At 70.3% G+C, this 16,084-nt stretch carries 13 protein-coding genes; 5 read left to right on the top strand and 8 right to left on the bottom strand.

Annotation, left to right across the window (positions count from 1 at the left end; genetic code table 11):
- Positions 1-7: 7 nt before the first annotated feature.
- The 5 genes from KHC19_RS15875 to KHC19_RS15855 all read left to right on the top strand — a co-directional run bounded on the left by KHC19_RS15875 (position 8) and on the right by KHC19_RS15855 (position 5,251).
- Entirely contained in the window at positions 8-484 is a 477-nt protein-coding gene (locus KHC19_RS15875) for a tripartite tricarboxylate transporter TctB family protein (protein ID WP_213353344.1), read from the top strand.
- Positions 481-2,007, top strand: coding sequence for a tripartite tricarboxylate transporter permease (locus KHC19_RS15870; RefSeq protein WP_213353343.1), 1,527 nt, complete (start codon positions 481-483; stop codon positions 2,005-2,007). Before KHC19_RS15875 ends, KHC19_RS15870 begins: the two co-directional genes overlap by 4 nt.
- Entirely contained in the window at positions 2,004-3,386 is a 1,383-nt protein-coding gene (locus KHC19_RS15865) for an MmgE/PrpD family protein (protein WP_213353342.1), read from the top strand. Before KHC19_RS15870 ends, KHC19_RS15865 begins: the two co-directional genes overlap by 4 nt.
- Positions 3,383-4,159, top strand: a complete 777-nt coding sequence (locus KHC19_RS15860; RefSeq protein ID WP_213353341.1) for an SDR family oxidoreductase — start codon at positions 3,383-3,385, stop codon at positions 4,157-4,159. Before KHC19_RS15865 ends, KHC19_RS15860 begins: the two co-directional genes overlap by 4 nt.
- Positions 4,160-4,249: 90 nt before the next feature.
- Positions 4,250-5,251 (top strand): asparaginase, encoded by a 1,002-nt coding sequence (locus tag KHC19_RS15855; protein ID WP_213353340.1) that lies wholly within the window; start codon positions 4,250-4,252, stop codon positions 5,249-5,251.
- Positions 5,252-5,320: 69 nt separating this feature from the next.
- Here KHC19_RS15855 and pnp read toward each other — a convergent pair whose 3' ends face one another.
- From pnp to rimP, 8 genes are all read right to left on the bottom strand, one after another.
- Positions 5,321-7,474, bottom strand: a complete 2,154-nt coding sequence (pnp, locus tag KHC19_RS15850; protein WP_213353339.1) for a polyribonucleotide nucleotidyltransferase — start codon at positions 7,472-7,474, stop codon at positions 5,321-5,323.
- A 266-nt stretch (positions 7,475-7,740) separates the two neighbouring features.
- The gene (rpsO, locus tag KHC19_RS15845) at positions 7,741-8,010 is read right to left on the bottom strand and encodes a 30S ribosomal protein S15 (protein ID WP_213353338.1); all 270 of its coding nucleotides are present in this window, start codon (positions 8,008-8,010) and stop codon (positions 7,741-7,743) included.
- Between the two features lie 215 nt (positions 8,011-8,225).
- Positions 8,226-9,299, bottom strand: coding sequence for a tRNA pseudouridine(55) synthase TruB (gene truB, locus KHC19_RS15840; protein ID WP_246548947.1), 1,074 nt, complete (start codon positions 9,297-9,299; stop codon positions 8,226-8,228).
- Entirely contained in the window at positions 9,296-9,730 is a 435-nt protein-coding gene (gene rbfA, locus KHC19_RS15835) for a 30S ribosome-binding factor RbfA (protein WP_213353337.1), read from the bottom strand. The genes truB and rbfA overlap by 4 nt, the downstream gene beginning before the upstream one ends.
- A 149-nt stretch (positions 9,731-9,879) precedes the next feature.
- Positions 9,880-12,678, bottom strand: coding sequence for a translation initiation factor IF-2 (gene infB / locus KHC19_RS15830; protein ID WP_213353336.1), 2,799 nt, complete (start codon positions 12,676-12,678; stop codon positions 9,880-9,882).
- A gap of 64 nt (positions 12,679-12,742) precedes the next feature.
- Positions 12,743-13,420 carry an RNA-binding protein gene (locus KHC19_RS15825; protein ID WP_213353335.1) on the bottom strand — a complete coding sequence of 226 codons (678 nt, stop codon included), beginning with the start codon at positions 13,418-13,420 and terminating at the stop codon, positions 12,743-12,745.
- Positions 13,421-13,509: 89 nt separating this feature from the next.
- A complete protein-coding gene (gene nusA / locus KHC19_RS15820) occupies positions 13,510-15,126 on the bottom strand; it encodes a transcription termination factor NusA (RefSeq protein WP_213353334.1) in 1,617 nt (538 codons plus the stop codon).
- Positions 15,126-15,911 carry a ribosome maturation factor RimP gene (rimP, locus tag KHC19_RS15815; RefSeq protein WP_213353333.1) on the bottom strand — a complete coding sequence of 262 codons (786 nt, stop codon included), beginning with the start codon at positions 15,909-15,911 and terminating at the stop codon, positions 15,126-15,128. The genes nusA and rimP overlap by 1 nt, the downstream gene beginning before the upstream one ends.
- Positions 15,912-16,084: the final 173 nt, after the last annotated feature.

Genomic DNA, 16,084 nt, shown 5'->3' with positions numbered 1-16,084 from the left:
GTCTGTCATGAACAAGGACGCTTGGAGCGGCGTAGCGCTGCTCGCGGTGGCCGGGATCTACTACTGGGCCACCGGGGCGATTCCCGACAGCACGCTGGAGGACGAGGTCGGCGCGGTCGGCCTGCCGCATGTGCTGGCCCTGGTGCTGGCGCTGCTGGGTCTCATCCTTCTCGTGCGGGGCGTGCTCGCCGCGCGGAGCGAGGCGGCCACGGCGCCGGAGGATGAGGAGCGCGACGCGCGGCTGCCGCGCGCCCTCGGCTTCCTCGCCCTGGGCGCGGCCTATGTGCTGCTGCTCCCCTATGTCGGCTATCTGCTCGGCGTCGCGCTTCTGATCGGTGCGGTGGCGCTCTATGAAGGTGCGCCGCGAAACTGGACGCTGCCGGCCGCGGCGCTGGGCGGCGCAGTGCTGTACTGGGCCGTGTTCGTCAAACTCCTCGGGGTCAACCAGCCCGTCGGCACGCTGTTTCAGGGGTTGTTCTCATGACGACGTTCTGGGACATCGTCCATCTGCTCACCGGCACGCCGCTGATCCCGGTGGCGATCATGGGTCTCACCTGGGGCATCCTCGGCGGGGCGCTGCCCGGCATCTCCGCCTCGATCACCATGGCGCTGGTGCTGCCCTTCACCTACACGATGGACCCGGCGATGGCGATCGCGCTGCTCGCCTGCGTCTATATCGGCGCCGAATATGGCGGCTCGATCCCGGCCATCCTGATCCGCACGCCCGGCACCAATTCCTCCGCCGCCACCGTGATCGACGGCTACGAGCTGAACCGCCAGGGCCGCGCCGGCGAAGCGCTCGGCATCTCGCTGATGTCCGGCGTGGTCGGCAGCCTGTTCGGCTTGGCCATGCTGGTGCTGCTCACCGAGCCCCTGTCCTGGCTGGCGCTCGCCTTCACCCCGCCCTCCTATTTCGGGCTGGGCATTCTCGGCCTCAGCGTCATCGCCTCGATGACCGGCGGCTCGCTGGTGAAGGGCCTCGCGGCGGCGGTGATCGGCCTGATGATCGCCACCGTCGGCACCGACCCGATCTCCGGCGTCACCCGCTTCACCTTCGACGTGCCGGACCTGCTCAACGGCGTCGAACCGGTGCTGGTGATGGTCGGCCTGTTCGCGCTCACCGAACTGATGAGCCAGTCCGGCTCCGTCTCGCTGACGCAGCTGAAGGAATCGGTGCGCATCCGCCTGCCCGGCCTCGCCATGATGAACAGGCTGAAGCGTTCGCAGATCATCGGCTGCATCCTCGGCCTGTTCGAGGGGCTGACCCCCGGCGGCGGCGGCTCCATCGCGGCCTTCATGTCCTATAACGAGGCGCGGCGCTGGTCGAAGACGCCGGAAAAGTTCGGCAAGGGCTCGGAGGAAGGCGTCGCGGCGCCGGAGGCCGCCAACAACACGGTGGCGAGCACCGCGCTCATCCCGCTGCTCAGCTTCGGCATACCCAGCTCCAACTCGACGGCGGTGCTGCTCGGCGGCCTCTTGATGCACGGCCTGCTGCCCGGCCCGCGCCTGTTCGAGCAGAACCCGCAGGTCATCGACAGCCTCTATGTCGGCTCCTTCGTCGCCATCATCGCCCAGATCGGCGTCGGCATGCTGCTGCTCCCCGCCGCGGTGTGGCTGGTGAACCGCCCGCGCCCCTATCGCGCCGGCTTCATCTTCGCGCTCATCCTCTCGGGCATCTACACGCTCAACACCTCCACCTTTGACCTCGGCATCGCGCTGGCGCTCGGCGTCGTCGGCTACCTCATGCGCCGCACCGGCTTCCCCTTCCTGCCGATGATCCTCGGCGTGGTGCTCGGCCACATGGTGGAATCCAGCTACCGGCGCTCGCTGGTGCTGTCGGGCGGCGACATGATGGTGTTCCTGCAGGACCCGATCTGCGTCGGCCTGCTGCTCGCCGCCACCGGCTTCGTCGTCTTCTCGCTCACCCGCGAGCTGCGCGACGGCCGCCGGGCCCGGGCGGAGCAGGCGCGCAACCACAAGACCCATGGGCAGGAAGCGCACGGATGAACCCGCATGATCCCATCCCGTCCCTGCCGCTTGCGAATGCCGTCGGCGGCTTCGCCGCTGCGGCGGTGCCCTCCCCGGCAGCTGCCGCGGTGTGCCGCAGCCTGCTGTTCGACATTGCCGGGCTGATCGTCGCCGCCCGCGATGCCGATTATGTGCGGGCGGCGCTCGCCAGCGCCGTCGACGACGGACGCTGCACCGCGCTCGGCCATGCGCGCCGGCTCGGCATGTACGACGCGGCGCTGGTCAACGGCACCGCCGCGCATGGCGAGGATTTCGACGACACCTTCGAGGGCGGCCCGGTGCATCCCGGCGCGGTGGTGGTGCCGGCGGCGCTGGCGGCGGCCGAGCAGCACGGCATCGGCGGCGCGGCGGTAATGCGCGGCATCGCCGTCGGGGCGGAGCTGATGTGCCGCCTCAGCCTCGTCGCCCCGCAGGCGACGCACAAGGCCGGCTTCCACCCGACCGCCATCTTCGGCGCCCCGGCGGCCACTGCGACGGTCGCCGCCGTGCTCGGCCTCGATGCCGAGACTACGGCGCGGGCGCTCGGCATCGCCGGCAGCCTCGCCTCGGGCATCATCGAATATCTCGCCGACGGCTCCTCGACCAAGCGCCTGCATGCCGGCGCGGCGGCGCAGGCGGGGCTGCGCGCCGTGCATCTCGCCCGCGCCGGCTTTTCCGGGCCGGCCACGGTGTTCGAGGGCACGCATGGCCTGTTCAAGGCCTTCGCCCCCTCGAGGGCGCCGGACTTCGCCCGGCTGACCGAAGGGCTCGGCACGCGCTGGGTCATAGAGGGCCTCGCCTTCAAGCCCTATGCCTGCGGGACCATGACCCAGCCCTTCGTCGACTGCGCGCTGAAGCTGGCGGCGAGCGGCGTGAGCGCGGACGAGATCGTCTCCATCCGCTGCAAGGTGGGCGAAGGCACGGTACACCGTCTGTGGGAGCCGCTGGTCGCCAAGCATCGCCCGCCCAACGGCTATGCCGGCAAGTTCTCGACGCCCTATTGCATGGCGGTAGCCTTCATCGACGGTGCCGCCGGCCTCGGCCAGTTCACCGATGCGCGCTCGCAGGACGTTGCCGTGCAGGCGCTCGCCGCGAAGATCGCCTACGAGATCGACCCGGCGGACGAGTATCCGCGCAATTTCTCCGGCCATCTCGAGGCGACGCTCCGGGATGGCCGGCTTATCAGCTTCCGGCAGCCACATATGCGCGGCGGCGCGCATGAACCGCTCGGCGAGGCCGAGCTTGCCGCCAAATTCGAGGCCAATCTGGCGTTCGGCGGCATGGACGCCGCCGCCATCGCCGGGCTCCGCGGTGCGCTCTCCGCCCTCGCCTCGGGCGGCGGCGTCGATCTCGCGGTCGCGCGGGGCGAGGCCCGATGAGCGCCCTCGTGCCGGAGGCCTTTGCTTTTGCCGGCCGGGAACTTGCCGGGCGTGTCGCCCTCGTCACCGGCGGCTCGCGCAATATCGGCCGCGCCATCGCGCTCGCCCTCGCCGAGGGCGGTGCGGCGGTGGTGGTGGCCGGGCGGCGGGACCGCGCGGCGGTGGATGCCGTCGTCGAGGCCATCGCGGCGGCCGGCGGGCGGGCGCTCGGCGTGCTCGGCGACGTCACGCAGCCGGAAGAGGCGGCGGCGATGGTCGAGGCCGGCATGCAGGCCTTCGGCCGGCTCGATATCCTCGTCAACAACGCGGCGGTGCGTGACGAGGCGCCGCTCGCCGATCTCACCTATGGCCAATGGCGCGAGGTGATGGCGCTGTCGCTCGATGCCCCGTTCCTGATGGCGAAGGCGGCGCTGGAGCCGCTCTCGCGCTCCGGCGCGGCGGCGATCGTCAATATTGGCGGGCTCACCGCCTATATCGGCGCGCGCAACCGCGCCCATGTGGTGGCGGCCAAGGCCGGCCTCGACGGCCTGACCCGCGCCCTCGCCCATGAGATGGCGGAGGCCGGCATCACGGTGAACCTGGTCTCGCCCGGGCTGATCGAGACGGTGCGCGAGGGCGGCCACCGGCCGCATCACCACGGGGCGACCGCCAATCTCCTCGGACGGCGCGGCTTGCCGGAGGAGGTGGCGGCGATGGTACGCTTCCTCGCCGGCCCGGCCGCCCGCTACGTCACCGGCCAGACGCTGCACGTCAATGGCGGCGCCTATATGTGAGCGGCGGCATGGGGGTGCCCGGGTGGCGCCGAGCGACAAGCGGACCGGCGCGGGCTATAGAGGAACCCTCCCGCACTCCCCGGAGACGTCATGGCCGGTACCGTCAGACCTCCCCGCCTCCTTGCCCTGTCGCTGGGCGGCACCATCACCATGACCGCCGCCACCGGCGGCGGCATCGCCCCGACGCTCGGCGCCGGCGACCTGGTGGCCGCGGTGCCGGAACTGGCCGCCGTGGCCGAGATCACGGCGCGCTCGCCGTTCCGGCTCGGCAGCGCCTCGCTGACACTTGCCAACATCGTCCAGGTCGCCGCCGAGATCCACGCCGCCTTCGCGGAAGGGTATGACGGGGCGATCGTCATCCAGGGCACCGACACCATCGAGGAGACCGCCTTCGCGCTGGACCTGATGGTCCGCGACGCGCGGCCGGTGGTGGTGGTCGGCGCCATGCGCGGGCCGCAGCAGCCGGGCGCCGACGGGCCGGCGAACCTGCTCGCGGCTGCCCTCGTCGCGGCGAGCCCGCAGGCGCGCGGCCTCGGCACGCTGGTGGTGCTGAACGACGAGATCCATGCCGCGCGGTTCGTGCGCAAGGCGCATACCGCACTGACATCCGCCTTCGTCTCGGCGCATGGCGGCCCGCTCGGGCTGGTGGCGGAAGGGCGGGTGCGCGTCTTCGCGCGTGTCGCACCGCCGGCGCTGCCGGTGCTGCTGCCCGGTCCCGGCGAGTTGCCGCCGGTGGCGCTGGTGAAGATCGGCATGGGTGACGATGGGCGGCTGCTGCCGGTGCTTCCCGGGCTCGGCTATGCCGGCGCGGTGATCGAAGGTGCCGGCGCCGGCCATGTGCCGGGCGTGATGGCGGAGGCGGTGGGAGAGCTGGCGGCGCGGATTCCGGTGGTGCTGGCCAGCCGGACGCTTGGCGGCCCGGTGTTCGAGAGCACCTATGGCTATCCGGGCTCGGAGATCGACCTCATCGCCCGGGGCGTGATTCCGGCCGGGCTTCTGTCGGCGCTGAAGGCGCGGCTGGCGCTGGTGCTGGCGCTTGCCGCCGGGCTGTCGCGCGAAAACATCGCGGAGCTGTTCGCGGCCTTCGGGTGATCGCGGGGCGCAAACGAAAACGGGGCGCCCGAAGGCGCCCCGCTCGTTGGATGCGATGGGCGGCCGAACTCACTCGGCGGCGTCGCCTTCGCCCTCGGCCTTGCCCTTCGCCTCGAGATCCTCGCCGGTCGCCTGGTCGACGACCTTCATGGACAGGCGGGTCTTGCCGCGCTCGTCGAAGCCGAGCAGCTTCACCTTCACCTTGTCGCCTTCCTTGACGACGTCGGAGGGCTTCGCCACCCGCTCCTTGGCGAGCTGCGAGACGTGCACGAGGCCGTCCTTGGCGCCGAAGAAGTTCACGAAGGCGCCGAAATCGACGACCTTCACCACGGTGCCTTCGTAGATGTGGCCGACTTCCGGCTCGGAAGCGATCGACTTGATCCAGTTGATCGCCGCCTTGATCGACTCGCCGGACGCCGAGGCCACCTTCACGGTGCCGTCGTCCTCGATGTTGATCTTGGCGCCGGTCTTCTCGACGATCTCGCGGATGACCTTGCCGCCGGAGCCGATGACTTCGCGGATCTTGTCGACCGGGATCTGCAGTACCTCGATGCGCGGAGCATGCTCGCCGAGTTCGGCGCGGGCGCCGGTGAGCGCCTTGGCCATCTCGCCGAGAATGTGCGCGCGGCCACCCTTCGCCTGCTCGAGGGCGACCTTCATGATCTCCTCGGTGATGCCGGCGATCTTGATGTCCATCTGCAGGGCGGTGACGCCCTTGTCGGTGCCGGCCACCTTGAAGTCCATGTCGCCGAGGTGATCCTCGTCGCCGAGGATGTCGGAGAGCACGGCGAACTTCTCACCCTCGAGGATGAGGCCCATGGCGATGCCGGCCACGGGACGGCGCAGCGGCACGCCGGCGTCCATCAGGGCGAGCGAGGTGCCGCAGACGGTCGCCATCGAGGACGAGCCGTTGGACTCGAGGATCTCCGACACCGCGCGCAGCGTGTAGGGGAACTCGTGCGCGGGCGGCAGGATCGGGCGAATGGCGCGCCAGGCGAGCTTGCCGTGGCCGATCTCGCGGCGGCCGGGCGAACCCATGCGGCCGGTCTCGCCCACCGAGAAGGGCGGGAAGTTGTAGTGCAGCAGGAAGCGCTCCTTGTAGGTGCCTTCCAGGCTGTCGATGAACTGCTCGTCCTCGCCGGTGCCCAGCGTCGCGACCACGAGGGCCTGCGTCTCGCCGCGGGTGAACAGCGCCGAGCCGTGGGTGCGCGGCAGCACGCCGACTTCGGAGACGATCTGACGGACGGTCTTGGTGTCGCGGCCGTCGATGCGCACGCCCTCGTCGAGGATGGTCCAGCGGACGATCTTCGCCTCGAGCTCCTTCAGAACCTCACCGAGGGTCTGGGCGTCCGGCACGTCCTTGCCCTCGGCGGCCAGCGCGGCGTAGTGCGCCTTGGCCTTGGCCTTGGCGGCGCCGACGGCGTCGTAGCGGTCCTGCTTGCGGGCGATCTTGTAGGCGGCGCGCAGCTCGGCCTCGATCAGGCCGCGCAGCTCGGCTTCCAGCGCCGAGTTGTCGGGGGCGGTGAAGTCGCGCGGCTCCTTGGCAGCCTTCTCGGCGAGGCGGATGATCGCCTCGATGACCGGCTGGAAGTGGCGGTGACCGAACATGACCGAGCCGAGCATGACCTCTTCGGACAGCTCCTTGGCCTCGGATTCCACCATCAGCACGGCGTCGGCGGTGCCGGCGACCACGAGGTCGAGCGCCGAATCCTTCAGCTCGTCGACGGAGGGATTCAGCACGTATTCATTGTCGATGAAGCCGACGCGGGCGGCACCCACCGGGCCCATGAAGGGCACGCCGGAGAGGGTGAGCGCGGCGGAGGCGGCGACCAGCGACACGATGTCGGGGTCGTTCTCGAGGTCGTGCGACAGCACGGTGACGACGACCTGGGTGTCGTTCTTGTAGCCATCCGCGAAGAGCGGGCGGATCGGGCGGTCGATCAGGCGGGAGACCAGGGTCTCCTTCTCGCTCGGACGGCCTTCGCGCTTGAAGTAGCCACCGGGAATGCGACCGGCCGCATAGGCCTTTTCCTGGTAGTTGACGGTGAGCGGGAAGAAGTCCTGGCCGGGCTTCGGCGACTTCGCCGAGACCACGGTGGCGAGCACGGTGGTGTCGCCGTATTTCGCGAGCACGGCGCCGTCGGCCTGACGCGCCATCTTGCCGGTCTCGAGGGTGAGCGTGCGCCCGCCCCAGTCGAGTTCCTCGCGGTGAATGTCGAACATGTCTGTCTCTGGCTTTCCGAAGAGGGGCCATGAGCAAGACGGCGGGAGGTTCCTCGCTCCGGGAGCCCCCGGGAAAAGCCTCCGGCGATCCTGCCATGGCCGCCGCTTCTGTCGGATGCGGCGCGCCCCATGCCCGCCGCTCTTGCGTTCTCCGAAACCCGTTCGTCAGGCTCCGGGCTTGATGAGGCGGCGGCGCGGACCATCCACGCGCGCCGTCCAGATAGCGCACGAGGCCCGCACCGGCAGGTGCGAGCCTCGGCGAAACGTCAGCGGCGGATGCCGAGGCGCTGGATCAGCGACTTGTAGCGGGCTTCCTCGGTCTTCTTGAGATAGTCGAGGAGACCGCGGCGCTGGGAGACCAGCTTCAGGAGGCCGCGCCGGGAATGGTTGTCCTTGGCGTGGGACTTGAAGTGGCCGGTCAGGTTGGTGATGCGCTCGGTGAGGATCGCAACCTGCACTTCCGCCGAACCGGTATCACCCGGCTTGGTGGCATATTCGGTGATGAGCGCCTGCTTGCGCTCCGGCGTGATCGACATCGGATATCCTTTCCGGTTTTTCGGTAGTTTCGATAAGGCGGCCTGCATATTGCGGGCGCGCCGGCCTCGCGGCTCGGCCGGGCCGGGATGTCGTCCAGCACGGTCGAAAAGCGAAGGGTTCGCGCGAACCTCACGGTCCGCGGCGCGGGCGCAACATACACGAAAACGCCCGCAACGCCAGCCGCATCTTCGTGGCGGGCGACGCCCTCCCGGCCTCAGTTCGCCGGGTTGGCGTGGAAGATGCGGCGCGGGAAGATTTCCGCGCCTTCGGCCTCGCCGAGCGCCACCAGCCGGCCGCCGGCGGTAATGGCGACCGGGCCTTCGAGGATCGGCGCGTCGCGCCCGCGCAGGATGATCGACTGGCCGCGCGCCAGGCGCGCCGCATCCGCCGGGCTCACCCGCAGCGAGGGCAGGCTGTCGAGGCCGATCTCCACCGGCCGCAGCGCCGCGAAGGGCGGGGTCTCGCCATTGTCCGCGTGCATCGCGCGCAGATCGTCGAGCGGGATGAGTTCCGCCTCGGCGAAGGTACCGACCACGCTGCGCCGGAGCGCGGTGATGTGGCCGAGCGTGCCGAGCGTGCGCCCGAAATCGCGGGCGAGCGAGCGCACATAGGTGCCCTTGCCGCATTCGGCCTCGAACACCGCATGATCGGCGTCCGGCATGTCGACGAGGTCGAGCCGGTGGATCTCGACCGTGCGGGCGGCCAGCTCCACGGCGATGCCGTCGCGGGCGAGGTCATAGGCCCGCTCGCCATTGATCTTCAGCGCCGAGAAGGCGGGCGGCACCTGCTCGATCTCGCCGCGGAACGCCGGCAGGATGGCGAGGATGGCCTCGCGGTCTGGGCGGGCGTCGGAATGCGCGACCGCCTTGCCCTCGCTGTCGTCGGTATCGGTCTCGATGCCCCAGCGCACGGTGAAGCGATAGACCTTGCGCCCGTCCATGACGAACGGCACCGTCTTGGTGGCCTCGCCGAGCGCGATGGGCAGGCAGCCGGAGGCGAGCGGGTCCAGCGTGCCGGCATGGCCGGCCTTCTTGGCCTGGAACAGCCACTTCACCGCCCCGACCGCCTGGGTCGAGGTCATCCCCACCGGCTTGTCGAGCAGGATCCAGCCGTCGACGTCCTTCTTCGGGCGACGGGCGGGACGTTCGCGGCGATCCTTCTTCGGCGGCCGCGTGCCGGCCTCGGTGGCGGGGGAGAGCGTGGCGTCGCCCATTGCCGGCTCGATGGCGACCGACTCGGTGGTGGCGTTGTCCGTGGCCAGGGCGGCCTCGCTGATCGGGGCGCTCATGCCTCGTCCTCGTTGGTGTCGTTGTCGTTCTGGTCGCCGGGATGGTCGAGATCGCGCGCCACATCCGGCGAGCGCAGCAGCGCGTCGATGCGCGCGCCTTCCTCGAAGGAGGTGTCGATGCGGAAGCGCAGCTCCGGCACGTATTTCAGCTCCACCCGGCGGGCGATCTCGCCGCGCAGCGGCTTGGCATTGGTCGCCAGCGCGTCGATCGTCGCCTTGGTGTCCTTGCCGCCGAGCGGCATGACGAAGCAGGTGGCGATCTTGAGGTCCGGGCTCATCCGCACCTCCGGCACGGTGATGAGCACGCGCGACAAGGCCGGATCGGGCAGGTCGCCGCGCGACAGGATGTCGGACAGGGCGTGGCGCACCAGCTCGCCGACGCGCAGCTGGCGCTGGCTCGGGCCATTGCCCGAGCTCGCTTTGGTCTTCATGGCGTTCAACAGTCCCAAACGCCCGCCCCGGCTGTGCCGGCTGGCGGGACGGCTTCGACCGGAGCCGACGGATTTGGACCGTCCGGCTCCCGCGGAATCTTCACACGGCCGGGCGGAGAACCGTCCGGCCGTGCCGCATCAGGCGGGCATCACAGCGTGCGCTGGACCACCTCGACGCGGTAGCATTCGATGACGTCGCCGGCGCGCATGTCCTGGTAGTTCTCGAAGGACATGCCGCATTCCTGGCCGGCCTGCACCACGTTGACCGCGTCCTTGAAGCGGTTGAGCGTGGCGAGCTTGCCTTCGTGGATGACGACGTTGTCGCGGATGAGGCGGACATGCTGGCCGCGCTCGACGGTGCCGTCGGTGACGCGGCAGCCGGCGACCTTGCCGACCTTCGAGACGTTGAAGATCTCGAGGATCTGCGCGTTGCCGAGCATGGTCTCGCGGTTCACCGGCGCCAGCAGGCCGCCCATCGCCGCCTTCACGTCATCCACGAGGTCGTAGATGATGTTGTAGTAGCGGATCTCGATGCCGGCACGCTCGGCCGCCTCGCGGGCTTCCTTGTTGGCGCGCACGTTGAAGGCGATGATCACCGCGCCGGCGGTTTCCGCCAGCGTGACGTCGCTCTCGTTCACGCCGCCGGCGCCGGAGTGGATGATGCGGGCCTGCACCTCGTCGGTGCCGAGCTTCTCCAGCGAGGCGATGATCGCTTCCACCGAACCGGACACGTCGCCCTTGACGATCAGCGGGAATTCCTTGCGGCCCGCCGTCTTCGCCTGGCTCATCATCTGTTCCAGCGAGCCGCGGACGGTGGCGGAACGCGCCGCCGCCTTCTCGCGCTTCTGGTTCTTGCGGTAGTCGGTGATCTCGCGGGCGCGGGCTTCGCTCTCCACCACCGCGAGGCGGTCGCCCGCCTCCGGGGTCCCGTTGAAGCCGAGCACCTCGACCGGCATGGACGGCTCGGCCGAGCCGAGCTGGCTGCCCTTGTCCGAAATGAGCGCGCGCACGCGGCCCATCTCGGCGCCGGCCACCACGATGTCGCCGACATGCAGCGTGCCGCGCTGGACCAGCACGGTAGCCACCGGGCCGCGGCCGCGATCGAGCTTGGCCTCGATGACGGTGCCCTCGGCCTCGCGGTCGGGGTTCGCCTTGAGGTCGAGCACTTCCGCCTGCAGGCTGATCGCCTCGAGCAGCTTGTCGAGATTGGTGTGGGCCTTGGCCGACACTTCCACCTCGAGCGTATCGCCGCCCATGCTTTCGACCTGCACCTCGTATTGCAGCAGCTCGGAGCGCACGCGCTCGGGCTTGGCGTCGGGCTTGTCGATCTTGTTGATCGCCACGATCAGCGGCACCTTGGCGGCGCGGGCGTGGTTGATGGCTTCCACCGTCTGCGGCATGACGCCGTCATCGGCCGCCACCACCAGCACCACGATGTCCGTCACCTTGGCGCCGCGGGCGCGCATGGCGGTGAACGCGGCGTGGCCGGGCGTGTCGATGAAGGTGATCTTGCCGCCGAGCGGCGAGGTCACCTGATAGGCGCCGATGTGCTGGGTGATGCCGCCGGCCTCGCCGGAGACGACATTGGCCGAGCGCAGCGCGTCGAGCAGCGAGGTCTTGCCGTGGTCGACATGGCCCATGATGGTCACGACCGGCGGGCGCGACAGCAGGTTCTCCGGCGCGTCCGGCGTGTCGAACAGGCCTTCCTCGACGTCCGATTCCGCGACGCGGCGCACGGTGTGGCCGAGTTCCTCGGCGATGAGCTGGGCGGTGTCGGCGTCGATCACGTCGGTGATCTTCACCATCTGGCCCTGCTTCATCAGCAGGCGGATGACGTCGACCGCGCGCTCGGCCATGCGGTTGGCGAGTTCCTGAATGGAAATCGTCTCCGGGACCGTGACCTCGCGGGAGATCTTTTCCTTGGTCTCGACATGGCGGTGGCCGCTCATGCGCTGGGTGCGGCGGCGGAAGGAGGCGACCGAGCGCTGGCGCTCCTCGTCGCCGGACTGCGCCGTCACCAGGGTGAGGCGGCCGCGATTCTTCTCGGCACCGGCGGCAGGCCGCGCCGGCTTGGCGGGAACCGCCGGACGCACGGGGGCGCCGCCGGGGCCGCGGCGGGCGGGACGGCGGTCGTCATCCTCGGAATCCATCGCCGCATTGTTGCGCGGCGTCGCCACCCGCGGCGCGCCGGGGGCGGCGGCCGGAGCGGACGGCGTGGCAGCCGCCGGGGTCGCGGCGCGGGGCGCGGCGGCCGCAGCCGGCTGCGCGGCATTCTCCTCGCCGAAGCGCTTGCGCGCCTCCTGCTCGGACTTGCGCTTGGCCTCTTCCTCGAAGGCGCGGCGCGCCTCTTCCTCGCGCTTGCGGGCCTCGGCGGCCTCGCGCTCGACCTTTTCGCGGGCCTCGCGCTCGGCGCGGCGGCGAGCCTCTTCCTCGGCGCGCTTGCGCTCCTCGACTTCGCGCACGCGTGCGTCCTGAAGGGCGGCGGCGCGGGCGCGGGCCTCCTCCTCGGTCAGCGAGCGCAGCACGACGCCGCCGGGGCGGGTGCCCACGGGGCCCGGGCGCGGGCCGGAATAGTTGGAACCGGGAGCCGGCTGGGTGCGGCCCTGCACCGGCGGGCGCTGCGGCTGCTGCGCCGGCGCGGCGGGACGGGCGCTCTGCGGAGCGGGCTGCGCCGGGCGAGCGGCCTGGGGCGCCTGCGCAGGGCGCGGCGCGGCCGACTGGGCCGGGGCGGCAGGTGCGGCAGCCGGAGCGGCGGGCGCGGACGGTGCCTCGGGCTTGTCGCCCGGACCGATCACGCGCCGCTTCACCTTCTCGACCACCACCGACTTGGAGCGGCCATGGCTGAAGCTCTGGCGAACGACGCCCTGCTCGACAGGCCTCTTGAGCGTCAGGGTCTTGCCCTGTCCAACGCCCATCGTCTTCTCGCCGGGGTTCTTCGTATCGGTCATTCGGTATCCGTTCCTGAGCATCCAGCCCCTTGCGGGATGCCTCACATCTGTGCGCCGGCTTCGCTTATCCAGCGCGCCAGCTCTCGAGCCTTCTCACGCGCGCAAGAAACCCTGCGCTCGTCGGATGGGCGAGCAGCGCAGCATGTACCACATTTGCCCTGCCCAACGCCAAGTCCAATTGCACGCCTGACAAAGAGTTAACGAAGGCTATTTCCTTACCTTCCGCCTCGCCGACGCGCCGGGCGAGCGCATCGAGCTTGGCGACCCCGTCGCGCGCCGCGTCACTGGCGTGGACGAGAATGGCGGCGCCGCCCGTGAGCGCCTCCGCCACCTTGGTCGTGCCGGTCACCAGCTGGCCCGCCTTGTTGGCGAAGCCGAGGGCACCGAGCACGTCTTTCTCGAGCAGGGCGTCGACCAGCTCGATCAAGCCGGCCTCCGCCCGGCCCTTGCCGCGAAAGGCGCGGCCGAAGGCCTTTTTCTTCAGTGCCAGCTCCAGCTCGGCGCGGGTCGCCCCGACCCAGGCGCCGCGCCCGGGCAGTTTGCCGGCCAGGTCGGGGACCACCCGCCCGTCCGGCGCCACCACGAAGCGGAGCATCTCGCCCACCGGCCGCACGGTGCGGCCGGCCAGGCACAGGCGCGTGAGCGCACGGCGCGCCTCGGTGGGACCGGCATCGGTCTCCTCCGGCTCGCCGCCGCCGGCGGGGAGCCCGTGCTCCCCGGCCTGTTCGCTCGCCTGCCGCATCGCTGCGCCTTACTCCGCTCGCCGTCGACGGCGCGGTAAGCCGGGAGCGTCCCGCACCGGGCTGGCGCCCGGACGGAAAGCCCGAAGGCTCACGCCGCGCTGCCGGCGTCCTCCTCGGTGGTCTCCTCGGCCTCGTCGCCCGCGCCGGCGAGCTCCTCGGCCGAGATCCAGCCCGCCTTCACGCGGGCCTGCATGATCAGCGCCTCGGCTTCCTCGCGGGACAGCTGGAAGCCTTCCAGTGCACCGGCGATGCGGACGGTTTCGCCGTCCTTGCGCTCGGTCCAGCCCACCAGGTCGTCGGTGGCGCAGCCGGCGAGGTCCTCGACGGTCTTGATGTCGTTCTCGCCGAACGCCACCAGCATCGGCGAGGTCACGCCCGGCACCTCGCGCAGCTCGTCCTCGACGCCGAGCGCGCGGCGGCGCTCGTCGATCTCGGCCTCGACCTGCGCAAGATGGCTCTGCGCGCGGTTCTGCAGTTCCTGCGCCGTGTCCTCGTCGAAGCCCTCGATGCTCGCGAGCTCGGAGATCGGCACATAGGCGAGCTCCTCGACGGAGGCGAAGCCTTCGGAGGCGAGCAGCTGGCCCATCATCTCGTCGAGGTCGAGCGCCTCGGCGAAGATCTTCGAGCGCTCGGCGAATTCCTTCTGGCGCCGCTCGCTCTCTTCCGCCTCGGTCATGATGTCGATGTCCCAGCCGGTGAGCTGGGAAGCGAGGCGGACATTCTGGCCGCGGCGGCCGATGGCCAGGCTTAGTTGGGCATCGGGGACCACGACTTCAATACGCTCGCGGTCCTCGTCCAGCACCACCTTGACGACTTCCGCCGGGGCCAGCGCGTTGACGATGAAGGTGGCGACGTCGTTCGACCACGGAATGATGTCGATCTTCTCGCCCTGCAGCTCGTTCACCACCGCCTGCACGCGCGAGCCGCGCATGCCGACGCAGGCGCCGACCGGATCCACCGAGGTATCGCGCGAGGTGACGGCGATCTTGGCACGCGAGCCGGGGTCGCGGGCAACCGCCTTGATCTCGACGATGCCGTCATAGATCTCCGGCACTTCCTGCGCGAACAGCTTCGCCATGAACTGCGGATGGGTGCGCGACAGGAAGATCTGCGGGCCGCGCGGCTCGCGGCGCACGTCATAGACATAGGCGCGGATGCGGTCGCCGACCTTGAAGACTTCGCGCGGCAGCAATTCGTCGCGGCGCAGCGAGGCTTCGCCGCGGCCGAGATCGACGACGACATTGCCGTATTCGACGCGCTTGACCGCGCCGTTGATGACTTCGCCGATGCGGTCCTTGAATTCCTCGTACTGCCGGTCGCGCTCGGCCTCGCGCACCTTCTGCACGATGACCTGCTTGGCCGACTGGGCGGCGATGCGGCCGAAATCGAAGGGCGGCAGGGTGTCGGCGATGGAATCGCCCACCTGCGCCGCCGGGTTCAGCCGGCGGGCGCCGACGAGGTCGATCTCGGTGGCGTAGTTCTCCACCTGGTCGACCACCAGAAGGTGACGGGCGAGGCGCAGCTCGCCGGTGCGGGGATTGATCTCCGCATGGATGTCGGTCTCGGCGCCGTAGCGGGAGCGCGCCGCCTTGGCGATCGCGTCCTCCATGGCGGCGATGACGATGTGCCGGTCGATCGACTTCTCGCGCGCGACCGCATCGGCGATCTGCAGAAGCTCGAGCCGGTTTGCGCTGACGACAGCCATCAGTGCGTCTCCTTCGCGGTGGGTTTCCGGTTTGGCTTGCCGGAGGGCTTTCCGCCCGGAGCCTTGCGGCCGGGCGCGGGTTTCTTCGCGGGCGCGGCGCGCACCGGCATCTTCTTCTTCGGCAGGATGCGGACGACGATGTCCTCGCCTTCCTCCTGGCCCTCCTCGGCGGGTTCTTCGCCGTCCTCGTCCTCATTGGCCTCGCGCAGCGCCTTGTCGCGGCGCAGCGCCTCGCGGATGAGGTCGTCGGTCATGACGAGCCGCGCCTCGCCGATATCGGCGATCGGCAGCGCATAGGTATCGGGCGCGTCGGCCGGGGCGTCGGGCAGGCGGATGACCGCCGCGCCGTCCTTGTGGCCGATCAGCGTGCCGCGGAAGCGCTTGCGGCCGTCGAGCGGCATGGCGAGCTCCACCTTGGTCTCGTAGCCGGCCCAGCGGTCGAAGTCGCTCGCCCGCACCAGCGGACGGTCGATGCCGGGCGAGGACATTTCGAGATTGTAGGCGCCGGAGATGGGGTCCTCGACATCGAGCACCGGCGAGATGGCGCGGCTCGCCGCCTCGCATTCGTCGATGCCGAACGAGCCGTCCGGCCGCTCGGCCATGATCTGCAGCGTCATCGGGTCGCCGCCGGAGATCTTCACCCGCACGAGGCGGAAGCCGAGCCCTTCGAGCACCGGGGCCACGATCGCCGCCACCCGCGCGGCGGGGCCGGTCTCGGTAACGAGCCGCGGCTCGTCGAGCCGGGATTCGAAGGTGGGGGTGTCGGCGTTGTCGTTCTCGCTCATCGTCCTCACCGGACCGGAGATGATCGGCAATGCAAAAAGAGCGGGTCCCGGCGGCGGAACCCACTCTCAACCGACCGTCAGGTCATCTGAGATATGTGAATGACCGTCATATACAGCCAAAACGCGGTCCAGCGCAAGCCGCCGCTCGTCGGGCCGACCCGGCGACCCCGATG

Source organism: Ancylobacter oerskovii, from assembly GCF_018390555.1.
Lineage (GTDB): Bacteria > Pseudomonadota > Alphaproteobacteria > Rhizobiales > Xanthobacteraceae > Ancylobacter > Ancylobacter oerskovii.
Note: the sequence above shows the minus strand (reverse complement) of the source record. Positions and strands in the feature narration are given on the sequence as shown.

Coding starts and splice junctions, on each gene's coding strand:
- infB (WP_213353336.1), bottom strand. CDS start 12,678: ATGACCGATACGAAGAACCCCGGCGAGAAGACGATGGGCGTTGGACAG.
- pnp (WP_213353339.1), bottom strand. CDS start 7,474: ATGTTCGACATTCACCGCGAGGAACTCGACTGGGGCGGGCGCACGCTC.
- truB (WP_246548947.1), bottom strand. CDS start 9,299: ATGAGCGCCCCGATCAGCGAGGCCGCCCTGGCCACGGACAACGCCACC.
- KHC19_RS15855 (WP_213353340.1), top strand. CDS start 4,250: ATGGCCGGTACCGTCAGACCTCCCCGCCTCCTTGCCCTGTCGCTGGGC.
- KHC19_RS15860 (WP_213353341.1), top strand. CDS start 3,383: ATGAGCGCCCTCGTGCCGGAGGCCTTTGCTTTTGCCGGCCGGGAACTT.
- KHC19_RS15825 (WP_213353335.1), bottom strand. CDS start 13,420: ATGCGGCAGGCGAGCGAACAGGCCGGGGAGCACGGGCTCCCCGCCGGC.
- KHC19_RS15865 (WP_213353342.1), top strand. CDS start 2,004: ATGAACCCGCATGATCCCATCCCGTCCCTGCCGCTTGCGAATGCCGTC.
- rpsO (WP_213353338.1), bottom strand. CDS start 8,010: ATGTCGATCACGCCGGAGCGCAAGCAGGCGCTCATCACCGAATATGCC.
- rimP (WP_213353333.1), bottom strand. CDS start 15,911: ATGAGCGAGAACGACAACGCCGACACCCCCACCTTCGAATCCCGGCTC.
- KHC19_RS15870 (WP_213353343.1), top strand. CDS start 481: ATGACGACGTTCTGGGACATCGTCCATCTGCTCACCGGCACGCCGCTG.
- rbfA (WP_213353337.1), bottom strand. CDS start 9,730: ATGAAGACCAAAGCGAGCTCGGGCAATGGCCCGAGCCAGCGCCAGCTG.
- nusA (WP_213353334.1), bottom strand. CDS start 15,126: ATGGCTGTCGTCAGCGCAAACCGGCTCGAGCTTCTGCAGATCGCCGAT.
- KHC19_RS15875 (WP_213353344.1), top strand. CDS start 8: ATGAACAAGGACGCTTGGAGCGGCGTAGCGCTGCTCGCGGTGGCCGGG.